This is a genomic window from Mesorhizobium sp. W050 (genome assembly GCF_054719535.1).
Genome location: NZ_JBTTIH010000001.1, coordinates 5458733 through 5482377 on the forward strand (window position 1 = coordinate 5458733; position 23645 = coordinate 5482377).

Annotated in this window: 20 protein-coding genes; 9 read left to right on the top strand and 11 right to left on the bottom strand. The window is 63.6% G+C overall.

Features of this window, described 5'->3' with window-relative positions:
* Nucleotides 1-37: 37 nt before the first annotated feature.
* Nucleotides 38-886, bottom strand: coding sequence for a class I SAM-dependent methyltransferase (locus tag ACYG9Y_RS26420; protein WP_156929799.1), 849 nt, complete (start codon nt 884-886; stop codon nt 38-40).
* 241 nt (nt 887-1127) lie between these two features.
* Between ACYG9Y_RS26420 and ACYG9Y_RS26425 the strand changes: the two genes are divergently transcribed.
* The gene (locus ACYG9Y_RS26425; protein WP_023737972.1) at nt 1128-2894 is read left to right on the top strand and encodes a DUF7056 domain-containing protein; all 1767 of its coding nucleotides are present in this window, start codon (nt 1128-1130) and stop codon (nt 2892-2894) included.
* Here the strand turns inward: ACYG9Y_RS26425 and ACYG9Y_RS26430 are convergent.
* Together ACYG9Y_RS26430 and tsaD are read right to left on the bottom strand one after the other, a co-directional pair.
* Complete coding sequence (locus ACYG9Y_RS26430) at nt 2891-3907, bottom strand: NAD(P)H-dependent glycerol-3-phosphate dehydrogenase (RefSeq protein ID WP_023737971.1); 1017 nt, start codon at nt 3905-3907, stop codon at nt 2891-2893. The genes ACYG9Y_RS26425 and ACYG9Y_RS26430 overlap by 4 nt on opposite strands.
* Nucleotides 3904-4989, bottom strand: a complete 1086-nt coding sequence (tsaD, locus tag ACYG9Y_RS26435; RefSeq protein ID WP_198018628.1) for a tRNA (adenosine(37)-N6)-threonylcarbamoyltransferase complex transferase subunit TsaD — start codon at nt 4987-4989, stop codon at nt 3904-3906. Before tsaD ends, ACYG9Y_RS26430 begins: the two co-directional genes overlap by 4 nt.
* 101 nt (nt 4990-5090) lie before the next feature.
* Here tsaD and hemC point away from each other — a divergent pair, with 101 nt between their 5' ends.
* The 8 genes from hemC to ACYG9Y_RS26475 all read left to right on the top strand — a co-directional run bounded on the left by hemC (nt 5091) and on the right by ACYG9Y_RS26475 (nt 12374).
* Nucleotides 5091-6014, top strand: coding sequence for a hydroxymethylbilane synthase (gene hemC, locus ACYG9Y_RS26440; RefSeq protein ID WP_023737969.1), 924 nt, complete (start codon nt 5091-5093; stop codon nt 6012-6014).
* Nucleotide 6015: 1 nt separating this feature from the next.
* Nucleotides 6016-6729 (top strand): uroporphyrinogen-III synthase, encoded by a 714-nt coding sequence (locus ACYG9Y_RS26445; protein ID WP_023737968.1) that lies wholly within the window; start codon nt 6016-6018, stop codon nt 6727-6729.
* A 112-nt stretch (nt 6730-6841) separates the two neighbouring features.
* A complete protein-coding gene (locus ACYG9Y_RS26450) occupies nt 6842-8332 on the top strand; it encodes a COG4223 family protein (RefSeq protein WP_023737967.1) in 1491 nt (496 codons plus the stop codon).
* Nucleotides 8333-8342: 10 nt separating this feature from the next.
* Nucleotides 8343-9944 (top strand): heme biosynthesis protein HemY, encoded by a 1602-nt coding sequence (locus ACYG9Y_RS26455; RefSeq protein WP_023737966.1) that lies wholly within the window; start codon nt 8343-8345, stop codon nt 9942-9944.
* 76 nt (nt 9945-10020) lie between these two features.
* Nucleotides 10021-10500, top strand: coding sequence for a tellurite resistance TerB family protein (locus ACYG9Y_RS26460; protein WP_023737965.1), 480 nt, complete (start codon nt 10021-10023; stop codon nt 10498-10500).
* Nucleotides 10501-10514: 14 nt separating this feature from the next.
* The gene (locus tag ACYG9Y_RS26465; protein WP_352608952.1) at nt 10515-11231 is read left to right on the top strand and encodes a glutamine amidotransferase; all 717 of its coding nucleotides are present in this window, start codon (nt 10515-10517) and stop codon (nt 11229-11231) included.
* A 187-nt stretch (nt 11232-11418) separates the two neighbouring features.
* The gene (locus tag ACYG9Y_RS26470) at nt 11419-11682 is read left to right on the top strand and encodes a YMGG-like glycine zipper-containing protein (RefSeq protein ID WP_023670477.1); all 264 of its coding nucleotides are present in this window, start codon (nt 11419-11421) and stop codon (nt 11680-11682) included.
* Between the two features lie 56 nt (nt 11683-11738).
* On the top strand, nt 11739-12374 hold the full coding sequence (locus ACYG9Y_RS26475; protein ID WP_023737963.1) for a LolA family protein: 636 nt from the start codon (nt 11739-11741) through the stop codon (nt 12372-12374).
* 30 nt (nt 12375-12404) lie between these two features.
* Here the strand turns inward: ACYG9Y_RS26475 and ACYG9Y_RS26480 are convergent, their stop codons facing one another.
* The 8 genes from ACYG9Y_RS26480 to gnd form a co-directional block, all read right to left on the bottom strand.
* Nucleotides 12405-15608, bottom strand: a complete 3204-nt coding sequence (locus tag ACYG9Y_RS26480) for an efflux RND transporter permease subunit (RefSeq protein WP_023737962.1) — start codon at nt 15606-15608, stop codon at nt 12405-12407.
* A complete protein-coding gene (locus ACYG9Y_RS26485; RefSeq protein WP_023694469.1) occupies nt 15605-16711 on the bottom strand; it encodes an efflux RND transporter periplasmic adaptor subunit in 1107 nt (368 codons plus the stop codon). Before ACYG9Y_RS26485 ends, ACYG9Y_RS26480 begins: the two co-directional genes overlap by 4 nt.
* Nucleotides 16712-17072: 361 nt before the next feature.
* Nucleotides 17073-18314, bottom strand: coding sequence for an MFS transporter (locus ACYG9Y_RS26490; RefSeq protein WP_023670472.1), 1242 nt, complete (start codon nt 18312-18314; stop codon nt 17073-17075).
* 158 nt (nt 18315-18472) lie between these two features.
* On the bottom strand, nt 18473-19573 hold the full coding sequence (locus ACYG9Y_RS26495) for an aminotransferase class I/II-fold pyridoxal phosphate-dependent enzyme (protein ID WP_023736801.1): 1101 nt from the start codon (nt 19571-19573) through the stop codon (nt 18473-18475).
* Nucleotides 19574-19706: 133 nt separating this feature from the next.
* Complete coding sequence (locus ACYG9Y_RS26500; RefSeq protein WP_023687743.1) at nt 19707-20171, bottom strand: Ros/MucR family transcriptional regulator; 465 nt, start codon at nt 20169-20171, stop codon at nt 19707-19709.
* A 214-nt stretch (nt 20172-20385) separates the two neighbouring features.
* Nucleotides 20386-21090 carry an ROK family protein gene (locus ACYG9Y_RS26505; protein WP_023737961.1) on the bottom strand — a complete coding sequence of 235 codons (705 nt, stop codon included), beginning with the start codon at nt 21088-21090 and terminating at the stop codon, nt 20386-20388.
* Nucleotides 21091-21207: 117 nt separating this feature from the next.
* Nucleotides 21208-22581 carry a glucose-6-phosphate dehydrogenase gene (gene zwf / locus ACYG9Y_RS26510; protein ID WP_023737960.1) on the bottom strand — a complete coding sequence of 458 codons (1374 nt, stop codon included), beginning with the start codon at nt 22579-22581 and terminating at the stop codon, nt 21208-21210.
* Between the two features lie 23 nt (nt 22582-22604).
* Complete coding sequence (gene gnd, locus ACYG9Y_RS26515) at nt 22605-23618, bottom strand: phosphogluconate dehydrogenase (NAD(+)-dependent, decarboxylating) (RefSeq protein ID WP_023737959.1); 1014 nt, start codon at nt 23616-23618, stop codon at nt 22605-22607.
* Nucleotides 23619-23645: the final 27 nt, after the last annotated feature.

Consider the following 23645-nt stretch of genomic DNA (forward strand, 5'->3'; position numbering starts at 1 on the left):
GCGTGTCACGAGGCGGTAAGCGCGGATCAACGACACGCTATTTGGTCGCGATGGTGCTGAGCATGCTGGCGATCCGGTGACTCTCCGGGCGATCGACCAGAAATTTATCGATAAACTTCAACGGGAATGTCAGCGTCAGGATTGCGGCTTTCGCTATCATGTAGCGGGTTCGGTTCTCTCGACCGACAACGACGCCGATATATTCCGAAAGGATGTTGACGATCGCGCTTGTCGGCCCTTGATGCGTCTGGACCTCTACCCTTGCGAACCGCTGGAGAAGCTGCTCGATCCCGTCCTTTGTGAAGTTGCAGTAGTGGGCGGGATAGCCGTGATAGGGGAACAGGAAAGGGTTGATGCAGAGCAGCTTCCCACCCGGCTTCAGGACACGGAACACTTCATCGACGACCGCTACCGGATTGGGAACATGCTCGATCACGCTGTCCAGAATGACGACGTCGACGGAATCGCTCGCAAGCGGCGTGTGCTCGATATTCGCGACCAGATCGACGTTCGGGGTGGGGAACAGGTCAATGTTGAGAACATCGGGGCGGACGCGCCGTGCGCCGGAGCCGAACTCAACGATCATTGAGTCCTGAGGTATCGAGGCAAGAAACGAATTCAGCGTGTCGTGCGGTGAATATTCGCTGGTGATGACCTGCTTGAGCGAATTGTAGAGACGGGCGCGCGTACTGGTACCGGCATACGCCTCTTCATGGAAGCTCGCGTCGAAGCCCTCCCTCACCGGCGACTCGACAAAGAACGGAATGCCTTTGTGCACGGGATAGGGGCCAGGGCAAGATTCGCAGGTCAGGGCAACCGGGCTTGTGCCAAGCCTGGAATAGCAGACTGGGCAGACGAGGCCCGATGCCATCTTGGGTTGTAGCACGCGATGTCCTTTCAAGCCTCCGCATTGTCGCAGAAGGCTGGCTGCCGTGTTTGAACATAACCTTCTTAACAAGCAAAAGGCTAACAGCGGCTAAAGTCCGCTGCGTATAGACAGGCTGGAGCGGAGCGCTGCAAGAATCCGAAGCGCGACGGCTTCAGTTCCGCACAGTGTCGGAAAATTAACCGCGGTGGAACCATGCTTCGCCAAGCGGAGCTGCCGGCCTCGAAGTTGTTGTCTGAGGATGAAGGGCGTTGCGCCCAGCGAGACAGCACGCCTGGCGTTGGTCTGCCTGGGCACGATCGCGGGGGTTGTCTTGAATACGCAGGAGCCGGGACCAAACAAGCTGTTCGCTCTCGGGCAGCGCCCAACAACAACTTTTCTGCATATCCTGATCGCACTCAAGATCATCTTGCTGTTCGTTCTGGCTTGGAACATCCGCTTCGTCATGGATGAATTCGTCCAACTCGGATGGGCGAAATATTTCTCCAACGGCCTGTTCGATACGATCTGGCATCCCAAGGCGGTCGGCTATGCGGCTTTTTATGAGATTGCTCATCTGATCGGCTGGAATGCCACGTCGGTTCTGCTTGCTGGCCGCATGCAGACTGCGTTGCTGGCCTGCGGGACGATCTCTTTGATCTACGCATGCGCTCGCGCTCTGGGCGAGGATCGCGTGCGCGCTTTGACGATCGTCCTCGTTCTCCTGTGCTTTTCGAATTTCATGGAGCGCATCTTTCGTACCATCGCCGAACCGCCGGCAGTGTTCTTCGCCGTGGCGGCGTTGCTGGTTGTCCTGCGCGCACCTGGGTTGAGGGCAAGGCAGCTTGTTGCCGCCGGCATGCTAAGTGGCCTTGCCTTCGTCATCACTCAGAAATCGGTCTACTTCAACGTTGCGCTCGGCATCGGCCTTGTTGCTGACGCAGCCTTGATGAGACGCTACGCAACAGGGGCGGTTCGCGGAGGGTGGCTCGTGCTTGGATGGGCCGTTCCGATAATGGTCTATTGCTTGATCTTCGGTGGAGGCGCCCCTGTTCTCGCGGCCAAAAACCTTATACTTGGCCCGGTCGAGATTGCGACGCGTGGAGGCGGTGACTACGGGGGACTGAGGCAGTTCGTGTTACAGACACTGGCGCGGAACGCCCTTCTTTACGGGATCTGTTTCTCCGGTATGGCCCTGTCACTGATGCGGGTCATGAAACTCGATGGTCGAAGGCGAATTGCGCTGATCTTTTCACTCGTCATCACGGTGCTGGTATTCACGCACGACCAGCCCTGGCCTTATGTCTTCATCATGGCGTTGCCCTTCGTTGCGCTCTGGTCGTTGGAGCTTCTCGACAGCACCGCAACCCACGCGCGCTACCGGGTTCCTGTCCTCGCGGTGCTGATCACAGCCATCGCCATGAGCTACGCGAGCAATGTCGTTTACCTACGCCTCAACAATCAGACCCAGCTTGAACTGGTCTCGCGCGCGGAATCTTTGCTCGCACCGGATGAGAAGTATTTCGACGGCATCGCCATGCTGCCCAATCGACAGGAGCCCTCCACACTCTGGCTCGACCAGCATTATGTCTTGAAAACATTGCAGGAAGGCAGGCAATCGGAAGCCTACAAAGTTCTCTCGGATTCCCCGCCCAAGATGGTCCTCTGGTCATATCGCATGGATTTGATCGATACCGTGATCGCGCCTCTCATCCGCGACAGCTACGTCCAGATCGCTCCCAACATCAGAATGGCTGGTCGTCGCCTCTATTCCGGTCGTCCGGTCGTTTTCAAGGTGCCTGTCGCCGGACGATACAGCCTGTACACGACCAGCGGGGAGCTTGCAGACGGCGAGGTCGAGATAAACGGCACCTCGCATTCTTCGCCCCTATCCTTGGAGGCAGGTACCAGCGACGTTGTCCTGCGCAACGGTCCAGCCGAGGCACTGCTGCTGCCGGAAGGTCACTATGAAAACCGCATCGTGCCTGGCGGCGACAATGCCGAGCTGTTCACGGGAGTTTACAATTAAATACCGGTTTCGGTCTTCAGCGGCCGGGTCATCAATGCCGTGACAGCCTGCCGAATGGTGATCGTGCCGTCCAGTATCGCCGACACCGCAGCGATGATAGGCGCGTCGATGTCGCGCTCGGCGGCGATGCGGGCGGCGATCGCCGCCGTCGGCACGCCTTCGGCGAGCGGCAGTCCGGACAAGGGCTTACCTTGCCCCACCGCCAGCCCATAGGCGAAATTGCGCGACTGGGCGGAAGAGCAGGTGAGCAAAAGGTCGCCGAGGCCGGAAAGCCCCATCAGCGTCTCGGGCTTGGCGCCGAAGGACGCCCCGATGCGGCGCAGTTCGACGAAGCCGCGTGTCACCATGGCGGCCTGCGCGCTGGCGCCGAGCCCAGCGCCGGTGACGGCGCCAGCGGCAATGGCGAAGACATTCTTCAAAGCACCGCCGATCTCGACGCCGATCAAATCGTCGCTGGAATAGCAGCGCAGATTCTGCGCCGAAAAGCGCGCGGCAAGCTCGGCCGCCAAGGCGTCGTCGCGTGCAGCAACCACGACAGCGGTCGGCAGACCCCTGGCGACGTCGGCGGCAAAGCTCGGACCGGACAGGGCCGAAACCGGAGTTTCGGGCAGGATCTCATCAACGATCGCCGACAGCAGCGCGCCGGTGTCGCGCTCAATGCCCTTGGCGCAGAGAACGAGCGGGATGCCTATCGGCATATGGGGCTTTGCCGTCGTCAGCATGGCGCGCAGCGCCTGTGCCGGCGCCACGGCCAGCACGCAATCGGCATCAGTCAGGGCCGTGCCGATATCGCTGGTCGCCGCAATGCCTGTTTCAATGGCTATGCCGGGGAGATAACGCGGGTTCTCGCCGCGGCGGATCGCGGAAACCGTCTCTTCGTCGCGGGCGTAGAGCCGGACATCGTGACCGGAGCGCAGCATCGCCAGCGCCAGCGCCGTGCCCCAGGCGCCGCCGCCGAGCACGGCGACGCGCCAGCCGGCTCTGTCCCTGCCGCTTGTGTTGCCGGCGCTCATGCTTTTGCTCCGCGCCGGCCGGAGCCGACCATCGGGGCCGAAATGCTGTCCAGCGGCCAGCGCGAACGCGGCACGAAATCGAAGCCGTTCTCTTGCGACAGGCCTGCCCGCAACCGCTCGATGCCGGCCCAGGCGATCATCGCCGCATTGTCGGTGCAAAGCTTCAGCGGCGGCGCGACAAAGGCGAAGCCGGCCTCGGCGCACTGCTTCTGCAGCGCCGCCTTGATCGCTCTGTTGGCGGCGACGCCACCGGCAACGACCAGCGCCGGCTTGGCCTTGTCCGGAAATTCGCCACGGAAGCGGGCAAGCGCGCGGGCCACGCGGTCGCCCAGCGCATCGGCTACTGCCGCCTGGAACGAGGCGCAGATGTCGGCGACATCCTGCTCGCTCAGCGGCTGGATGGCGGTCGCCGCCTGGCGCACCGCGGTCTTGAGGCCGGAGAAGGAGAAATCGGGCTGCGCAGATCCTTTCATCGGCCGTGGAAAGGCAAATCGCGTCGCATCGCCCGAGATTGCCGCCTTCTCGACATTCGGGCCGCCGGGATAGGGCAGGCCGAGCATTTTGGCCGTCTTGTCGAAAGCTTCGCCGAGCGCGTCGTCGATGGTCGTCGCCCAGCGTTGGTAGTCGCCGACGTCGCGCACGGCGACGATCTGGGTGTGGCCACCGGAGACCAGCAGCAGCAGATAGGGGAAGTCGAGCCCGTCGGTCAGCCTTGCGGTCAGTGCGTGGCCTTCGAGATGGTTGATGGCGATCAGCGGCTTGCCGGCGGCCGCTGCAATCGCCTTGGCCGTCATCAGGCCGACGATCAGCCCGCCGACCAAGCCGGGGCCGCCAGTGGCGGCAATGGCGTCGATGTCGGCCAGGGCTACGCCCGAATCCGCAAGAGCGGCCTCGACAATGCCGTCCAGCGCCTCGACATGGGCGCGCGCGGCGATCTCCGGCACGACGCCGCCGAAGGCGGCGTGCTCCTCGATCTGGCTGAGCACGATGTTGGACGCAATCACCGGCACGGAATCGCCGTCCAGCGTCACCACGCTGGCGGCGGTCTCGTCGCAACTCGTCTCAATGCCCAGAACGCGGATCAATTCGTCGCTGTCTCCAGAGATTGTGTCGCCGGACTTTCCTAGTTAGAGGGAGTGCCGGAAACGCAAAGCCAGCCGGGGGTTATCACGGACCGCGCGCCATGCAAACTTTGAAAATCGGAACACGCGGCAGCCCGCTGGCGCTCGCCCAGGCGCATGAAACGCAGGCGCGGCTGATGGAAGCGCACGGCATGCCGGCGGAAGCCTTCGAGGTCGTCGTCATTTCGACCAGCGGCGACCGCATCCAGGACCGGCCGCTGTCGGAAGCCGGCGGCAAGGGCCTGTTCACCAAGGAAATCGAAGAGGCGCTGCTGGCCGGCACGATCGATATCGCCGTGCATTCCTCCAAGGATATGCCGACAGTGCTGCCGGACGGTCTGGAGCTGTCCGCCTTCCTGCCGCGCGAGGATGCGCGGGACGCCTTCATCGGAAAGGCGGTGAAGCGCATTATCGACTTGCCGCAAGGCGCCAAGGTCGGGTCGTCTTCGCTCAGGCGCCAGGCGCTGATCCGGCGCATGCGGCCGGACCTAGAAGTGGTCATGTTCCGTGGCAATGTGCAGACCAGGCTGCGCAAGCTGGAGGAAGGCGTTGCCGAAGGCACGATCCTCGCTTATGCCGGGCTGAAGCGGCTCGGGCTCGGCCATGTCGTCACCGACCTGATGCCGCTCGACGCCTTTCCGCCGGCGCCGGGACAAGGCGCAATCGGCATCGAAACCCGCATCGGCGACAGCGAGGTCGAAAAGATGCTGGTGGCCATCCATGATGTGCCGACAGGCCAGGCGCTGGCCTGTGAGCGCGCCTTCCTGGCGGCGCTCGATGGCTCCTGCCGCACGCCGATCGCCGGCTATGCGACGATATCGGGCGGCAGGCTGGTTTTCGCCGGGCTGATCATTTCGCCCGATGGCACGCAATCGCATGAGGTCAAGGCCGAAGGCTTGGCGCTGGATGCCGCTGACATCGGCACGGACGCGGCCAGGATGGTGCGGGTCAAAGCGGGCGAAACCTTCTTCGACGGGTGGGTCTGACATGCGTGTCCTGGTGACGCGACCGCAGCCCGGGGCGTCGCGAACCATGCGGCGGCTGCAGGAATTGGGATTTGAGCCTCTCCTTCTGCCACTGACCGAAACGGTGACACTGCCGGTTGGCGCCGATGCTGCGTGCGACAATGCCGTGGCCGTCGCTGTGACCAGCGCCAATGCCGTGCGGCATGCGCCGAAAGAACTCATTCGTGCGCTCGCCGCCTTGCCTTGCCATGCCGTCGGACGCAGGACGGCTGAAGCGGCACGTTCGGCAGGGTTCTTGTCGGTCAGCGAAGGGGCGGGCGACGCCGAGCGGCTGGCCGAGGCGATTGCCGCCGGCCTTTCCGGCAAGGCGGTCGTCTATCTCACAGGGCGCGTGCGGTTTCCGCCCTTCGAGGCGCGGCTGCGAAATGCCGGCGTCGAGGTCCGCACTGTCGAAACCTACGACACGATTTCGCTCGATTATTCCGATGCTGAATTCCGTACACGCCTGTCCGACAAGGCGGTCGACGCGGTGCTGCTCTATTCAGCCAAGGCAGCGGCAGCGTTGCAGGCCTTGACCAACAGGGCGGGGCTGCGCGATCTCTTTGAAAACATGCAGGCTTTTGCGCTCTCCGAGCGCGTGGCAGCGGCATTTGACAATGCCGCCTGCAAAAAAATACGCATGGCGCGGAAACCGCAGGAGGAGGCGCTGCTTGAGCTGTTGCACCGCGGCGACTGAGCCCCGTGTCATCACGCCGCCCCTTTTCACCTGATGATGATGTGCTAGACCATTTTTCAAACCATCACGCGCCGTCGGGCGCCCAGACGAAGCAGGATTGCGGAGCCCAGGCATGGTCAAGACGCCGAAGATGCGACATTCGAAAAGCCACCGCGAGCCGGTGACCATCGAACTCGAACCCGGCGCTGTCTCGCGCATTGCCGATGCGGATGCCGCCAAGACGGATGTCGCCAACTCGGACGACGTCGAGGCCCCGGCAGGGTCGGTTGCGGCTGAGGATGCCGCTGCCATGGCCAATGCGCAGCCTGAGACGCCTGACGAGCCCGTTCATGCCGATCAGGCCGATCTCGAGCCGTGGGAGCACTCCGATGCCGCGGCGCAGGCCGCTCCCGAAAACGCCGATGCGAAGGCGTCCACCCAGGCGGAGCAGCCTTACCCCACCGCTTCGGATGCGCCACCGCGCGCCAGAACCTCCGACTACAGTTTCGAGGATGCCTCGCCCAAGCCGGGTGCACCCAAGGAAACCCCAAGGACAGCCGGGAACCAGCCCATGGCCGCGCAACCGAAGCGCACGAACGGCATTGCCGCCGGCATCATCGGCGGTGTCATCGCGCTGGCTGCCGCCGGGGGGCTGCAGTTTGCCGGCGTGCTTGGCGCTCCGGGCTCAGGGGCGGGCACGGTCTCGCTCGACGGCGTCAATGGCGAGATCGCTTCGCTGAAGCGCGAAATCGCCGACCTCAGGGAAGCCAGCGGCAATGGCGCCGCAACGGCCAAGGTCGACGGGCTGTCTTCGGCGCTGGATCAGGTCAAGGCCGATGTCGCATCGCTGAAATCGGCGGTCGAAAAGGGCGGCGCCGGCGACAATGCCGGGCTTGCAGCGCTTGGCGACAAGGTCAAGCAGATAGAGACGGCGGTCGCCGCCCTTGGCCAGGCCGGTGGTGCAGCGCCCGTCGATCTCGCGCCGCTCAATGAAAGACTGGCGGGCCTCGACGCACTGGTGAAATCGGCCGGCGAGGCAGCCAAGGCGCAGGAAGGCAAGATCGCCGCGCTGGAGCAGTCGGTGACGCAGCTCGCCGGCAAGGTCGATGCGCAGGCCTCGCAGCCAAAGATCGCGATGGCCATCGCCGCTTCGGCCTTGAAGGCGGCGCTTGACCGCGGCGCGCCGTTCGCCGCCGAGTTGGAGACCTTCGCGGCGATCTCGCCCGATGCACCGCAGATTGCAGCGCTGCGCCCCTACGCTGAAAAGGGCGTCCCGACCCGCACCGAGATCGCCGGCGAGGCCGACGCCGCGGCCAATGCGATGGTCGCGGCGGCGACGCCGGTCGATGAAAATGCCGGCTTCTTCCAGAACCTTTTGTCGAGCGCCGAATCGCTGGTCAAGGTCCGGCCGATCGGCGCCGTCGAAGGCGCCGGCGCGCCGGAAACCGTGGCGCGCATCGAAGTGGCGGTCAACCAGGGCGACTACGCCAAGGCGCTCAGCGAATACGCAACGCTGCCGGATGCGGTCAAGGCTGCCGGCGCCGACTTTGCCGGCAAACTGAAGGCGCGCATCGACGTCGAGACGCAGGTCGACGCGCTGATTGCAGGTGCGATGAAGGCATGAGGACGACACGATGATCCGCATTCTCATCTTTCTCGCCACCGTCTTCGCGCTCGGCCTCGGCTTTGCCTGGCTGGCCGATCGTCCCGGCGAGATGGTCGTCACCTTCAATGGTTACCAATACCAGGTCAGCCTGATGGTGGCGGCGGTGGCGATCGTTGCCGTCGTCGCAGCGGTGATGATCGTCTGGTGGCTGATCAAGTCGCTGTGGAACAGCCCGTACACGATCTCGCGCTATTTCCGCGTCCGCCGCCGCGACCGTGGCTATCAGGCGCTGTCGACCGGCATGATCGCAGCCGGCGCCGGCGACGGCGCGCTAGCCCGCAAGAAGACCAAGGAAGCCGCCAAGCTGATCCGCTCCGACCAGGAGCCGCTGATCCAGTTGCTCGAAGCGCAAGCCTCGCTGCTCGAAGGCGACCATGAGGGCGCGCGCGAAAAATTCGAGGCCATGCTCGACGACCCCGAAATGCGGCTGCTTGGCCTGCGCGGGCTCTATCTCGAAGCCGAACGGCTCGGCGACCGCAACGCGGCGCGTCACTATGCCGGCCGCGCCGCTTCCGTCGCGCCGCAACTGGCTTGGGCCGCCGAGTCGACGCTGGAGGATCTGACCGGGCGCGGCGACTGGGACGGCGCGCTGAAGCTGGTGGAGGCGCAGAAGTCGACCAGGCAGATCGAACGCGACGCCGCCAATCGCCGCCGCGCTGTGCTGTTGACCGCCAAGGCGCAGGCGCTGACCGACAGCGACCCCAATGCAGCCAAGGCAGCCGCTCTCGAGGCCAACAAGCTCGCGCCCGATTTCGCGCCGGCCGCGGTTGCAGCCGCCAATCTTCTGTTCAAACAGAACGATGTGCGCAAAGGCTCGAAGATCCTTGAGGCAGCCTGGAAGGCGGAGCCGCATCCCGAGATCGCCGAGCTCTACACCCATGCAAGGCCGGGAGATGCCGTGGTCGATCGTCTCAACCGGGCGAAGAAGCTGCAGGAGCTGAAGCGCAACAATGCCGAATCGTCGATGACGGTGGCGCGCGCCGCGCTCGATGCGCAGGATTTTTCCACCGCCCGCCGCGAGGCGGAAGCCGCGATCCGCATGGATCGCCGGGAAGGCGCTTACCTGCTGCTGGCCGATATCGAGGAGGCAGAGACCGGCGACCAGGGCAAGATCAGGCAATTGCTGTCCAAGGCGGTCAGGGCGCCGCGCGATCCGGCCTGGGTCGCCGACGGCGTCGTCTCCGAACGCTGGGCGCCGGTATCGCCGGTCAGCGGCAAGCTCGACGCTTTCGCCTGGCGCGCACCGATGGAGCGGCTGGGCCAGCTCATCGACAGCCATGAAGACGAAGCCGATGTGCCGGTGCTTGCGGCACCCGCCAAGCCGACAAAGGAAGCCGAAGTGATCGATCATCCCGCCGTTGCCAAGACGATCAGCGAGGCGCCGACCGAGCCGAAGCCCGCTGTGGGCGATGACCGGGTCACGCCGGTCACCGCCGCCGCTTTCGCCGCAATACCAAACGACGCCGAACCCGTCGAACCTGCCGAGGAACTGGCGCGGCTGCCCGACGACCCCGGCGTCGACCCCGATGACGAAGCGGAGAAGTCACCGCGCCGCTTCCGCCTGTTTTGATCCCTGAAGCATGATCCCACAAAGTGGATACCGGTTTTTGGAAAAGATCATGCTCCAATAATGTGAAGTGAGCACCATGTTCGAACGCATCCTGGCCTTTCTGAAAGACCTGCCCTCCGGGGCTGGGGCTCGCGCCAATGCGGACGATCCGCGCGTTGCGGAGTCGGCTTTGCTCTATCATGTGATGAATGCCGACGGCGTGCGCCAGGATGTCGAGTGGGAGCGGTTCAAGCAGGTGCTGGCGCAGAGCTATTCGATCAGCGGCGACGAACTCGATGCGTTGGCTGCCGCCGGCGAGCGCGCCGACAATGAGGCGATCGACCTCTATGCCTTCACCAGCGTCTTGAAGCGCCATCTCGACGCCGAGGCGCGCAAGGCTTTCATCGGCCTGATGTGGGAAATCGTCTATGCCGATGGCGAACTGCACGAGTTGGAGGACAACACCGTCTGGCGCGTCGCCGAACTGATCGGCGTCGAGCGCCACGACCGCGTCGAGGCGCGCCGCAAGGCGGCGGCCGCCGCGCCCGGCGCCAGCGGAACGTCGAGCGACGAATAGGATTCCGCCTTTCCATGCCGCCCAGACCGAGCTCGAAACCAAAAATCCTGATCGTGCTGCATCAGGAGACTTCGAGCCCCGGCCGGGTTGGCCACATGCTGCTTGAGGAAGGTTTTGACCTCGACATCCGCCGGCCGCCTCTCGGCGACAGCCTGCCGGAGACGCTGGAGGGACACGCGGGCGCCGTGGTGTTTGGCGGGCCGATGAGCGCCAATGACGAAGATGAGTTCGTCCGCCGCGAGACCAACTGGCTCAATGTTCCGCTAAAGGAGAACCGGCCCTTGCTCGGCATCTGCCTTGGCGCGCAGATGCTGGCCAATCATCTCGGCGGCAAGGTCGAGGGGCATGGCGAGGGGCTGGTCGAGATCGGCTGGTATCCGCTGAAGCCGACCGAAGCCGGCAAAAAGCTGCTGCCCTGGCCCGACATGGTTTACCAGTTTCACCGCGAAGGCTTTTCGCTGCCCAGGGATGCGACGCTGCTGGCGACGGCGGAAACCTACCCCAACCAGGCTTTTCGCTATGGCGATAATGCCTGGGGCATCCAGTTCCATGGCGAACTGACCCGGTTGATGATGCAGCGCTGGGTGGTGCGCGGCGCACACCGTTTCGAATTGCCCGGCGCGCAGCCCGGCCGCGACCATCTCGGCGGCCGGCTGATCTGGGATATGCACCTCAAGCGCTGGCTGAGCGAGTTTTTGAGCCTGATCTTCGGCAAGCCTACTGAGGGATAGAGCAAATCCAACTACTCTGAACGGCCGAGCTTGCCCAAAGACGACTTACCTATGGGAGGCGTGTACGATGGATCCGGGACCATAGCCCGTTCCCGCAGATTTGGATTGCGCCCCAAACACTCCGATGGATCGAAAAACTCCGTGGCGCATTTAAGCTTCGGCTAATAACGGCCCCAGGAGAGAACTAATGAAGAAGACGCTGCTCATTTTGAGCCTACTCATTCCGCTCGCGGCATGCTCCCGCACCGAACAAGGCGCTGCCGTCGGTGGTTTGGGTGGCGCAGCTGTAGGCGCAGCAGTGGCCGGCGACCCGGTAAAAGGGGCGGTTGTTGGCGGGGCGGTCGGAGCGCTGGCCGGGGCGGTCATCGGGCACGCCAGCGAAGCCGGCCAGTGCAGATATCGCGGTCGGAACGGTCGAGTTTACGTTGCTCAGTGCCCGGACGGCTACTGATCTCAAAGGCGCGTGATCTCTTTCGATCACGCGCCTGCTCGGGGTAGGATAACTGAATGGCATATAACAGCAAAAGACTGCGGGCTTTCTGGTTCGCCGTTGTCAGCGCTGTCGCGATAAACGCCGAACTTTCGACCGCGGCCTTGGCCGCACCTGTAGAAGCGAAGACGATTGCCGATCACTTCTCATCGGTAAAGTCCATGTCCGGGGACTTTGTCCAGTCGGGCCCAAGAGCGGAAAGGACCAAAGGGAAATTTTTCCTCCAGCGGCCGGGCAAGATCCGCTTCAACTATGCAGGCCAATCAGGGGTCAGCGTAATTGCAGATGGAAAATCCTTGGTGGTCTATAACAAGAAGCTCAAGACATCGCGGCTCTATGCTCTCTCGAAGACGCCGCTCAAGCTGCTCCTCGACAATCAGGTCAACTTTTCCGGCAATCGCCTCAAAAGTATTAGGGACGATGGCGCCCAGGTGATCATCAGGCTGGCCGACAAGTCGGCCTTCGGCAATTCGAATATCACTATGGTGTTTGACAGGGAATCGCTCGATCTACGCAGATGGACCCTGACTGACGAGAGGGGCCTTACCTCGACAGTCACCATATCCAACGTGAAGCAGGGCGTTCGCGCTCCTGCGGGCACCTTCACTATCGACTATGCTGCAAACCGTGAATTCAACACCAAAACGAAATAGTCGGCAGCGCCACGAACTGCCCGTGTAACACTACTCGGCGGCCGTCTCGGACGGCACCTCTGCCGGTGCCGAAAACTCGGCCTCGGCATGCGGCTTGCGCCGTGAGAACAGCGACCTGAGCGTGACGTAGAACACCGGCGTCAGGAACAGGCCGACGAAAGTGACGCCCAGCATGCCGGAGAACACCGCGGTGCCGAGCGACTGCCGCATTTCCGCGCCCGGGCCCGTCGCGATCATCAGTGGCACGACGCCGAGGATGAACGAGAAGGCGGTCATCAGGATCGGCCGCAGCCTGAGCCGGCAGGCTTCGACGGCAGCCTCGGCCGCCGACAAGCCGCGTTCCTGGGCCTGCCGCGCGAACTCGACGATCAGGATCGCGTTCTTGGCGGCAAGCCCGATCAGCACGATGAGGCCGATCTGCACGAGGATGTTGTTGTCCAGCCCTCGGAACGACACGCCGAGCAACGCCGCGAGCACGCCGAGCGGCACCACCAGCACGATGGCGAACGGCAGCACCCAGCTTTCATATTGCGCCGCCAGCGCCAGGAACACGAACAGCACCGACAGTCCGAAGATATAGACAGCGGCATTGCCGGTGTTACGCTCCTGATAGGCGAGCTCGGTCCATTCGTAGGAGGTACCGGCCGGCAACGTCTGTGCCGTGATCGCTTCCATCTTGGCAAGCGCATCGCCGGTGGAAACGCCGGGCGCGGCGTTGCCCTGCAGCGGCACCGAGACGTACATGTTGTAGCGCTGGACCAGCGCCGGGCCGGTGACGTCGCGGATCTCGATCAACGTGCCCAGCGGAACCAGCGCGCCGGTCGCCGAGCGCACCTTCAGTTTCAAGATGTCGGCGCGATCGAGGCGGAACGCCTGGTCGGCCTGCGCGCGCACCTGGTAGACGCGCCCGAAAGCGTTGAAGTCGTTGACGTAGGCGGTACCCAGATTGATAGACAGCGTCTCGAAGATGTTGGGGATCGGCACGTTCAGGATGCGCGCCTTGTCGCGATCGATCGCCAGGAAGAATTGCGGGCTGGACGCGGAGAAGGTGGTGAACACGCCGGTCAGCCCCGCCGTCTTGTTGGCCTTGCCGGCAATTTCATAGGCAAGCGCCAGGATCTGCCGCATGTCGGCGCTGTTGCGCTCCTGGATCTGCAGCTTGAAGCCGCCGGCATTGCCGACGCCGCGGATCGGCGGCGGCGGCAGTGCGATAATGAAGGCTTCCTTGATGCTTTGCAGGCTGCCGAACAAATTGCCGATGACCTGGGTCGCGGACTGGCCGGCTTCCAGTCGCTCGTCAAACGGCTTGAACCTGGCGAAGATCACGCCCGCGTTGCTGGCATTGGTAAAGGTGGCACCGGAGAAGCCGGCGAAGGCGACCGCGTAGTCGACGCCCGGCGTTTTCTGGATGATCTGCGACGCCTGCTGGATGACGGCATCGGTCCGCGATAGCGAGGCGCCGTCCGGCAACTGGACGACGACGATCGCATAGCCCTGGTCGAGCGACGGAATGAAACCGCGCGGCACCGTCTGCACCATATAGACCGTGGCGTAGATGAGGGCCGCGAAAACGGCCAGCGTGGCGGCGATCGCTATCCGCGAGCCGACCAGCACGCGCACGATGCTCGAATACCAATGGGCGACCTTGTCGAAGCCGCCATTGAAGCCGTCGGCAAGCGCCCGTCCGAACCGCGCCAGGAAAAAGCGCGGCGGCGCCGCAGCAGTGTGGTGCGGCTTGAACAGCAGGGCGGCCAGCGCCGGCGAGAGCGTCAGCGAATTGAATGCCGAGATCGCCGTCGACACCGCGATGGTGATCGCAAACTGCAGGTAGAACTGTCCGGAAATGCCGGGGATGAAGGCTGTCGGCACGAACACGGCTATCAGCACCAGCGAGATCGCGATGACCGCCGTGCCGACTTCGTCCATGGTCAGATGCGACGCCGGATTGGGCGCCAGCCCGCTGGCGATATTGCGCTCGACGTTCTCGACCACGACGATCGCATCGTCGACGACGATGCCGATGGCCAGCACGAGGCCGAACAGCGTCAGCATGTTGAGGGAGAAGCCGGCGGCGTAAAGCACCGCCAGCGTGCCGATCAGCGACACGGGGATCGCCACGATCGGCACGATCGCCATGCGCCACGATTGCAGGAAGACGATGATGACGATGATGACCAGAACCATCGCCTCGAGGATCGTCTTGTAGACCTCCTGGATCGACTCGGCGACGAACTCGGTCGGATTGTAGACGATGTCGTAGCTCAATCCCTTCGGGAAGTCCTGGGAAAGCTCCTTCATCTTGTCCTGGATCTCCGCGGCTGCGGCGAGCGCATTGGTGCCTGGCCGCTGGAAGATGGCGAGCGCCACCGCCGGTTTGCCGTTGAGATAGGAGTTGGTGACGTAATCCTTGGCGCCGAGCTCGATGCGCGCCACGTCCTGCAGCTGGATCAGGCGGCCGTCTTCGGCCGATTTGACGATCACGTATCGGAAGTCGCGTGCGTCGTTGAAGCGGCCTTGCGTGGTGACCGTGTACTGGAACGCCGTGCCGGTATTGGTCGGCGGCGCGCCGATGGAGCCGCCCGACACCTGGACGTTCTGGTCGCGCAGCGCCTGCACCACATCGCCCGAGGTCATCCCCAGGGCGGACAGTTTTTCCGGATCGAGCCAGATGCGCAGCGAATATTCGCGTTCGCCAAAGATGATGAGGTCGCCGACGCCGTCCAACCTGAGCAGTATGTCGCGCACCCGCGAGCGGGCGTAGTTCGAGACGTAGAGCTGGTCGTAGGTATTGTCGGGCGACAGCATGTGCACGACCATCATCAGGTCGGGCGAGCTCTTGATGGTGGTGATGCCGAGGCGGCGGACTTCTTCGGGCAGGCGCGGCTCGGCGACCGACACGCGGTTCTGTACCAGCACCTGCGCCTGGTCGAGATCGGTGCCTAGCTTGAAGGTGATGGTCAGCGCCATCGCCCCGTCGCCGGACGAATAGGACGACATGTAAAGCATGCCCTCGACGCCGTTGATCTCCTGCTCGATCGGCGTTGCCACCGTCGCTGCGACCGTCTCGGCGTCGGCGCCCGGGTACTGGGCGCGAACGACGATGGTCGGCGGCGCGATCTCGGGATATTGCGCGATCGGCAGCTGGGTATAAGCAATCCCGCCGAGGATCAGCAGGACGATCGAAACGACCGATGCGAAGATCGGACGGTCGACGAAGAAATGGGCGAACCTCATTGCTGCAACCCGGCGGTGTCGACCTTGGGCGGCAACGTCACCATCTCGACTTTCACCTTGGTGCCGGGCCTGGCGTGCATCAGCCCGTTGACGATGATCGTCTCGTCGCCGGTCAGGCCCGCGCGGATCACCCGGTAGCCGTCGAGAAGCGGGCCGGTGCGCACGGGCTTCGCCGACACCATCCCAGCCTCATCCACCAGGTACACGATGCGGCGATCCTGATCGGCGCCGACCGCCTCGTCGGGCACCAGGACGCCGCTATGCGGCAGCGACCCCGGCACGTTGATGCGCCCGAACATGCCTGGCTGGAGAACGCCGTCGGCGTTGGCAAACCTTGCACGCACCCGCATGGTGCCGGTCGCGTTGTCGATCCGGTTCTCGGCAAAATCGAGCTTGCCCTTGAATACCGCCTCCGCGCGGTCAGCGACGCGAACCACCACCTCGAGCCCGCCGGCGCCTTCCTGCATGCTGCCGCCGCGCTCCTTCGCGTCGCGGGCGTAGCTGAAATACAGGCGCTCATCGACGTCGAAATAGAAGTCGATCGGATCGCGCGTGACGATAGTCGTCAGCAAGGTGGAATCCGGCTGCACCAGGTTGCCGACCGACACCAGCCGGCGGTCGATGCGGCCGGACAAGGGCGCCTTGATCTCGGTGAACTCCAGGTTCAGGTTGGCCGTCGTCAGCGCAGCCGTCGCGCCTTGCATCTGCGCCTGCGCCGAAAGGTATTCCCGCCGACGGTCGTCGACCGTCGCGGCCGAGATATTGCCGGTCTTGGCGAGTTCATCGGCGCGATCCAGCTGCATCTTGGAGAATTCGAGCAGGGACTTGGCGACGTCTACTTGCGACTTGGCGGCATCGTAGGCCGCCTGGTACGGACGCTGGTCGATGGTGAAGAGCAGGTCGCCCTTGTTGACCAGTGCGCCGTCCTGGAAGCTGATCTTGTCCAGATAGCCGCTGACGCGCGAACGGATGGCGACCTCGTCGACGGCTTCGAAGCGCCCGACGAACTCATCGTCTTCGACGATTTCACGCACCACCGGCTTGGCCGCCGTCACCACCGGCAGTTGCTGGTCCTGCGCAAACGCGTTGCTGCTGAAAGCCATGCCGAGCAGGAATGCCACTGGGACGGCGGAGCGGGCCAGCCAGCCGGCCGATCGGCTGGGTCGCCCGCTTGCGTCGCGATGCGATTGCCGATTCCCTGAAGTGTCCATTTGCGTCCCCGCTAGCTGGACCCGGAGGTCGGGTGGTTCTCTTCTATATTTAAGGTTTCTCGTCGAGACCAGAGCACTGCAGTATTGTGCATGGCAACATAATCATTTTCCATATGGACTGAAATGTCCACCCTGTGGCTGCCCCGCCTTCTGGCTAGTTCGCCCAGAACCGGCCCATCCGCTTCCGGCCCATCTCAGCCGTCATCGGCGCAAGCTGATTTGGACCGAGCGCCGGATCCTGCGGCTTACTCGATCAGTTGCGGCTGTTGAGATGCCGCACCCTTCGCAGTTGCGGAAACAGCACCGCCCACAGTCCGGCGACGGCAATCGCACCGACGCCGCCGATCACCACCGCCGGCACGGTGCCGATCAGCGCCGCCATGGTGCCGGCGCGGAACTCGCCGACTTCGTTGGAGGCGCCGACGAAGACCTGGTTGACGGCGTTGACGCGGCCGCGCACCTCGTCGGGTGTCCACAGCTGGATCAGCGTCTCCCTGATATAGACGCTGAACATGTCGGTGGCGCCGAGGCCGGCAAGGGCCAGGATCGACAGCCAGGTGATGGTCGAGACGCCGAACAGCACGGTGAAGGCGCCGAACCCGGCGACGAAGCCGAGCATGATCTTGCCGGCACTGTCGCGCAGCGGATGCCCGGCAAGCCAGACCGCGACACAGATGGCGCCGATGCCGGGCGCCGAGCGCAGCAGGCCGAGGCCCCACGGGCCGAGTTCCAGAATATCGCGGGCATAGACCGGCAGCAGCGCCGAGGCACCGGACAGAAGCACGGCGAAGAGGTCGAGCGAGATGGCGCCCAGGACGATCTTCTCGCTCCAGATGTATCGGAAGCCGGCAAACAGCGTCTCCATCGTCGGCTTGTCGGTGGCGCTCTGCTGGGCCGGTTTCGGAATGGTGAAGATCAGCAGACCGGCCACCAGCATCAGCACGGAGGCAACGGCGTAAGCGGCTTCGGCCGAGACGCCATAGAGCAGGCCGCCGGCGACCGGGCCGACAATGGTCGCCGTTTGCCAGGCGGACGAGTTCCAGGCGATCGCATTGCCGAAATCTTCCGGCGGAACAAGGTTGGCGAACAGCGACGACGAGGCCGGCCCATAAAAAGCGCGCGCCAGGCCGAACATAGCCAGCACGATGAAGATCGGCAGCGGGCTGACGAGACCGCGCAGCGTGAAGTACAACAGGACAAGCGCACAACCTGCCTCGACTACCGTCGCCAGCGCCATGATCAGGCGGCGGCCGAAACGGTCGGCGACAACGCCGGTGACCAGCACCAGCAGCAGCGACGGCAGGAACTGGACGATGCCGACAATGCCGAGATCGAAGGGATCGCGCGTCAGATCATAGATCTGCCAGCCGACGGCGACGGACACGATCATGGTGGCGAAGGTGGTCAGGAAACGCGCCGCCCAATAGCTCAGGAAGGAGCGATGGCGGAAGGCGGCGTAACGCCGGTCAGGCGGTGTATGGGAATGGGATGTCATGGATACAGGCCCCGTTGCTTGCATTGGCCGGCGGGGCACTTCCCGGAAATGGGCGCTGTTCCGGCCAATGAAACTTATCAAAGTTCGGGGCGCGTATGCGTGAAAATCGGGCCTGGATCAAGTGGTTTTCCAGCCGCTCGCCCGATTGCACGCGGACGTTACTGCCTCAGCGCGGCGGTGATGGCGTCGAGGCCGCCCTGTAATTCCGCCTCTTTCGGCCAGCCGAAACCGACGCGGAAGAAGCGCTTGGGCATATCGAACCAGTGGCCGGGACCGACATAGGTGCCGTGGTTTTCCAAGAGATTGACGTAGAAACGGTCGAGGTCGAAGTCTGGACTGACATTGAGCCTTGGAAATCCGACGACGCCGCCTTGTGGCCGCACCCAGTCGACCAGCGGCTCGCGGTCGATCCAGTCTTGCACGATGTCGCGGCGTTTCGCCATCTCGGGCAGCAGCGCGCCCAAGAAAGCGTCGCGGCGCCCCAGCATGCCGCGCGCAATGCCTTCGTCGATGACGCTGCCGCAAATGCCGATCTGCTCCTTGGCGGCGAGGAAGCGCTCCTGCAGTTCGGCATCGCTGGTGATCAGCCAGCCAATGCGGATGCCGGGAATGCCGAAGGCTTTCGACAGCGACGAGACGCTGATCGCTTTGGGGCTGAGAGAAGCCGCCGCCGGCAGGCGCTGTCCATAGGAGAGGTCGCGATAGGTCTCGTCGACCAGCAGATGGCAGCCGCTCGCTTCGGCCAGCGCAATCAGCGCGTCGAGATCGGCCCGGCCCATCATCGTGCCGGTCGGGTTGTGCGGGCAGGTGACGCTGATCAGCTTGGTGTTCGGTTGCATGCTGGCGGCGACGCGGCCGAAATCGATGGCAAAGCCTGCGTCGAAATCGAGATCGACATAGGAGATGGCGCAGCCGATCGCCTTGGGGGTCTCGATGTTGGTGGCGTAGTTCGGCCGGACGACGACAAGATGGTCGCGCTCCGACAGAAGCGAGGTCGAAATGATGAAGAGCGCGCCCGCCGCACCGGCGGTCACCAGAACATCGTCAGCGGAGATGCCTTTGTCTTGCGCCGCGATCAGCGCCCGCAACTCCTTGTCGCCGCGATGCTCGCCGTAGAACAGCGTGAGATCCGGCAGCGACAGGCCGACGTCGGAGAGTTTCTGATCGGCGATCGAGCTTTCGGAGAGATTGAACCGAATGCGATCGTAGCCGTATTCCTCCGGCGCCTCTTTCTCGATCACCATTCTGGCGTAGTTCATCGCTGCTCCCCCAAAGCAATCTCTGTGGTGTATCCAAGCCACAAAAGCACGAAGCCTGCCAAGGCTCATTCGCCGGCAGGCTTCTGTTCCAGTCGTCCAAACGATTGGCTCAGGGCCGAGGCGCTGATCCCACTCAGGCCGGAACTTTGGCCTTCCGACCCTTGGCTTTCGCCGGCGCGGCCACTGCAGCCTTGCGGCCGAGGCCGATCGACTTGGCCAGCTCGGAGCGCGACGCCGCGTAGTTGGGGGCGACCATCGGATAGTCGGCCGGCAGGCCCCATTTGGTACGATAGGCTTCCGGCGTCAGGTTGAAATGGACGCCGAGATGGCGCTTCAGCGATTTGAATTTTTTGCCGTCCTCGAGGCAGATGATGTAGTCCGGCGTCACCGACCGCTTGGGATTGACGGCCGGGATCTGCGGCGCCGCCACTGGGGCCGGCGGCTGGCTGAGCCCGCCGATCGACGCCGCAACGCTGGCGATGAGATCGCTCAGGCCGGCAACGGGCAAGCGGTTCTTCTCGACGTAAGCGGACACGATATGGGCGGTAAGCTCGAGCAGGTCGATGTCCTTGTCAGAGTCGTTGCTGTCGTCGGCCAATTTATCTCTCCGTCGCTAGGGGGGTGGCGGAAACTCCCAGAGTGGTCCCAGCGGAGCCGGAAATCCGCTCTAGTCATTTGTCTTGCCGCATATGTGCGGTTGCGCCAGATGATTCCATCCGGTGCCACCGATCTAATCGCCAAATCTGCGTAACGCAATGACTTCGTATCGCGCCACACGTCATTTTGAACAACTATACTGAATTTTAATACTATCAGACGATGAGCGCCCTGTCGCGCCATAGTCGAAAACCGCCCTCGAAAGCGCGCGTATTGTCGCCGCGCCTGGATGTGGCGGGCAATTCATCCAGTCTGTCGACATTGCCGCCGCCGATCACGACATAATCCGGCTGCAGCGCCGCACGCAGCCGCCCGACGACGTCGAAAACGTATTTGCGCCATTTCTTCTTGCCGTATTTCTCCAGGCCGCGCTCGCCGACATAATCTTCGAAACTGCCGCCCTTGCGGTACGGCAGATGCGCCAGTTCCATCGGCTGGCCGACATTGTTGAGGATCATCGCCGCGCCCAGGCCGGTGCCGAGGCCGAGGAACAGCATGCGCCCGCCATCGTAGCTGCCGATCGCCTGCAGCAGCGCGTCGTTGACGACCTTGACCGGCTTGCCGAAGGCGGCGGCAAAATCGTAGCCGTCCCAGCCCTTGCCGAGATTGGCGGGATCGAGCGAAGGCCTGTTGTGCCTGACCGGGCCGGGATAGCCCATCGAGATCACGTCATAGGGCAGCCCTTCGGCCAGCGTCTTCACCGTGGCGACCATCTGCTGCGGCGTCAGATCCGGTCCGGAATCGGCCCGGCGCATCTCGCCGCCTGCGCTGGTGAGGATTTTTACGTGCGAGCCGCCGACATCGATCGTCAGCACGATCGGTTCCGCCTTGGCCTTCGCGGGCCTGGCTGCCTTGGCCATGTCGTTTCCTCCGCTCACTTGGCGCGTTCCCCGTTTCAGGGAAACGGGGGAATGCTCCAACTCTTTGTTTTTACGCAATTCCGGACGGAAAAACCGCTCGCACTTTCCTGGAATTGCTCAAGTCGGATTGATCCAGCCGTTGGGCGGCCCGAAGCTGGCCATGGCGTCGGCAGGCCCCCAGGTCTTCGGCTCATACATATGCGGCGGCGTGGTGTCGCCCAGCACCGGGCCGACAATGCGCCAGGCAAGCTCGCTGGCATCCTGGCGGGTGAACAATTGGCCATTGCCGTTCATGGCATCGCCGATCAGCCGCTCATAGGGCGGCATGTCGCCCTTCGAATCGTCGAGCGCGGTGAGCTCGACCTGCTCGCCGACCATGTCGTCGCCGGGCGCCTTGCGTTGCGCGCCGATCGAGATCGCCACCTGCGGGTCGATGCGGAAGCGCACGTAATTTGCGTCGCTGGGCTTGATCGGATCGAAGACGTCGAGCGGCGGCCGCTTCAGCCGCACGATCACTTCGGTCACATGCACCGGCATGTTCTTGCCGGTGCGGATGAAGAACGGCACGTCCTGCCAGCGCCAGGTGTCGACCATGAAGCGCACGGCAGCAAAGGTTTCGACCGGCGAGTTCGGCTTCACGCCGGGTTCAGCGAGGTAGCCGGTGAACTGGCCGCGCACGACGTCGTCCTTGGTCAGCGTGCGGATGGCGCGCAGCACCTGCACCTTCTCGTCGATCAGATCGTCGGCCGAGCGGCCGACCGGCGGTTCCATGGCGAGCAGCAAAAGGATGTTGAGCAGATGGTTCTCGATCACATCGCGGATAGCGCCGACATCGTCATAGAATTTGCCACGGCCTTCGACGCCGAAGTCCTCGGCCATGGTGATCTGTACGCTTTCGACGAAGTTGCGGTTCCAGATCGGCTCGAGAAAGGAATTGGCAAAGCGGAAATAGAGCAGGTTCTGGATCGCCTCCTTGCCGAGATAGTGGTCGATGCGGAAGATCGACTGCTCTTCGAACACCAGATGCAGCACGCGGTTCAGCCAGCGCGCCGATTGGAGATCGTGGCCGAACGGCTTTTCCACCATCAGCCGCGCGCCATGCGCGGTACCGGATTGCTCCAGCCCCTGGACGACGGTCTCGAACATGGTCGGCGGCACCGCCATATAGTGCAGCGGCCGCTGCGCCGAGCCGAGCGCCGTCTTCAGCTTCTCGAAGGTCGCGCCGTCGCGGTAGTCGCCGCTGACATAGCGCAGCAGACTGGCGAATTTGGCGAAGATCTTTTCGTCGATCTTGCCGACAGCGTTGACGATGCCGTCGCGGGCCCGCGCCTGCAATTGGTTGATGTCCCATGCATCGAAGGCGACGCCGATCACCGGCTCGGTCAGCGTCCCCTTGGCTACCATCTGGTAGAGGGCCGGAAATATCTTCTTGTGGGCAAGGTCGCCGGTTGCTCCGAAGAGCACCAGCGTGTCGGACCGTTCCGGGCTCATCTTGCGCGTCTCCCCTGCGGCCTTCACTTGCCGGCCTTCGGCTTTTCGACATGGCCGCCAAAGGCATAGCGCATGGCCGACAGCAGCTTGTCGGCGAATTCGGATTCGCCCTGCGAGGAGAAGCGGTCGAACAAAGCCGAGGACAGAACCGGCGCCGGCACGCCGGTGTCGATCGCCGCCTTCAGCGTCCAGCGGCCTTCACCGGAATCGGAGACGCGGCCGCCGAACTGGGCCAATGCCGGGTCGCTCTTCAGAGCGCCGGCGGTGAGGTCGAGCAGCCAGGAGCCGATCACACTGCCATGGCGCCAGACCTCGGCCACCTGCGGCAGGTCGATGTCGAACTGATAGTATTGCGGGTTTTCCAAAGGGCTGGTCTCGGCGTCGGCAGTGCGCTGTCTTTTGCCGGCATTGGCCGATTTCAGGATGTTCATGCCTTCGGCGTAGGCGGCCATGACGCCATATTCGATGCCGTTGTGGATCATCTTGACGAAATGGCCGGCGCCGCTCGGTCCGCAATGCAGGTAGCCAAAGGGTGCGGTCCCGCCCGCCTTGTCGGGCGTGGCGCCGGCATCGGCGCCGGGCGCCAGCGTGGCGAAGATCGGATCGAGGTGTTTGACCGCCGTATCGGGGCCGCCGATCATCAGGCAGTAGCCGCGCTCGAAGCCCCAAACGCCGCCGCTGGTGCCGACATCGACATAGTGCAGGCCCTTGGCCGCAAGCTCGGCCGCCTGGTCGACAGCGTCGTGATAATAGGAATTGCCGCCGTCGATGATGATGTCGCCGGGCTCCATCAATGCTGCCACCTGGTCGGCGATCTTGCCGGTGATCGCCGCCGGCAGCATCAGCCAGGCGCTGCGCGGCTTGGAAAGCTTGCCGACGAACTCCTCCATCGATGCGGCGCCGATGGCGCCATCGGCAACCAGGGCGGCAACGCTTGCCGGGTTGATGTCGTAGACGACGCATTGATGGCCGTCGCGCATCAGGCGGCGCACCATGTTGGCGCCCATCCTGCCCAGTCCCATCATTCCGATCTGCATGGTGTTGTCCTAGTCGCTTGAGGAAAG

Bases quoted from the DNA above. Each gene is read 5' to 3' on its own strand.
- ACYG9Y_RS26485 (WP_023694469.1), bottom strand. From the start codon at position 16,711: ATGGCTTTCAGCAGCAACGCGTTTGCGCAGGACCAGCAACTGCCGGTG.
- ACYG9Y_RS26470 (WP_023670477.1), top strand. From the start codon at position 11,419: ATGAAGAAGACGCTGCTCATTTTGAGCCTACTCATTCCGCTCGCGGCA.
- ACYG9Y_RS26430 (WP_023737971.1), bottom strand. From the start codon at position 3,907: ATGAGCGCCGGCAACACAAGCGGCAGGGACAGAGCCGGCTGGCGCGTC.
- gnd (WP_023737959.1), bottom strand. From the start codon at position 23,618: ATGCAGATCGGAATGATGGGACTGGGCAGGATGGGCGCCAACATGGTG.
- hemC (WP_023737969.1), top strand. From the start codon at position 5,091: ATGCAAACTTTGAAAATCGGAACACGCGGCAGCCCGCTGGCGCTCGCC.
- ACYG9Y_RS26455 (WP_023737966.1), top strand. From the start codon at position 8,343: ATGATCCGCATTCTCATCTTTCTCGCCACCGTCTTCGCGCTCGGCCTC.
- ACYG9Y_RS26445 (WP_023737968.1), top strand. From the start codon at position 6,016: ATGCGTGTCCTGGTGACGCGACCGCAGCCCGGGGCGTCGCGAACCATG.
- ACYG9Y_RS26460 (WP_023737965.1), top strand. From the start codon at position 10,021: ATGTTCGAACGCATCCTGGCCTTTCTGAAAGACCTGCCCTCCGGGGCT.
- ACYG9Y_RS26450 (WP_023737967.1), top strand. From the start codon at position 6,842: ATGGTCAAGACGCCGAAGATGCGACATTCGAAAAGCCACCGCGAGCCG.
- ACYG9Y_RS26465 (WP_352608952.1), top strand. From the start codon at position 10,515: ATGCCGCCCAGACCGAGCTCGAAACCAAAAATCCTGATCGTGCTGCAT.
- ACYG9Y_RS26490 (WP_023670472.1), bottom strand. From the start codon at position 18,314: ATGACATCCCATTCCCATACACCGCCTGACCGGCGTTACGCCGCCTTC.
- ACYG9Y_RS26495 (WP_023736801.1), bottom strand. From the start codon at position 19,573: ATGAACTACGCCAGAATGGTGATCGAGAAAGAGGCGCCGGAGGAATAC.
- zwf (WP_023737960.1), bottom strand. From the start codon at position 22,581: ATGAGCCCGGAACGGTCCGACACGCTGGTGCTCTTCGGAGCAACCGGC.
- ACYG9Y_RS26425 (WP_023737972.1), top strand. From the start codon at position 1,128: ATGAAGGGCGTTGCGCCCAGCGAGACAGCACGCCTGGCGTTGGTCTGC.
- ACYG9Y_RS26505 (WP_023737961.1), bottom strand. From the start codon at position 21,090: ATGGCCAAGGCAGCCAGGCCCGCGAAGGCCAAGGCGGAACCGATCGTG.
- ACYG9Y_RS26475 (WP_023737963.1), top strand. From the start codon at position 11,739: ATGGCATATAACAGCAAAAGACTGCGGGCTTTCTGGTTCGCCGTTGTC.
- ACYG9Y_RS26480 (WP_023737962.1), bottom strand. From the start codon at position 15,608: ATGAGGTTCGCCCATTTCTTCGTCGACCGTCCGATCTTCGCATCGGTC.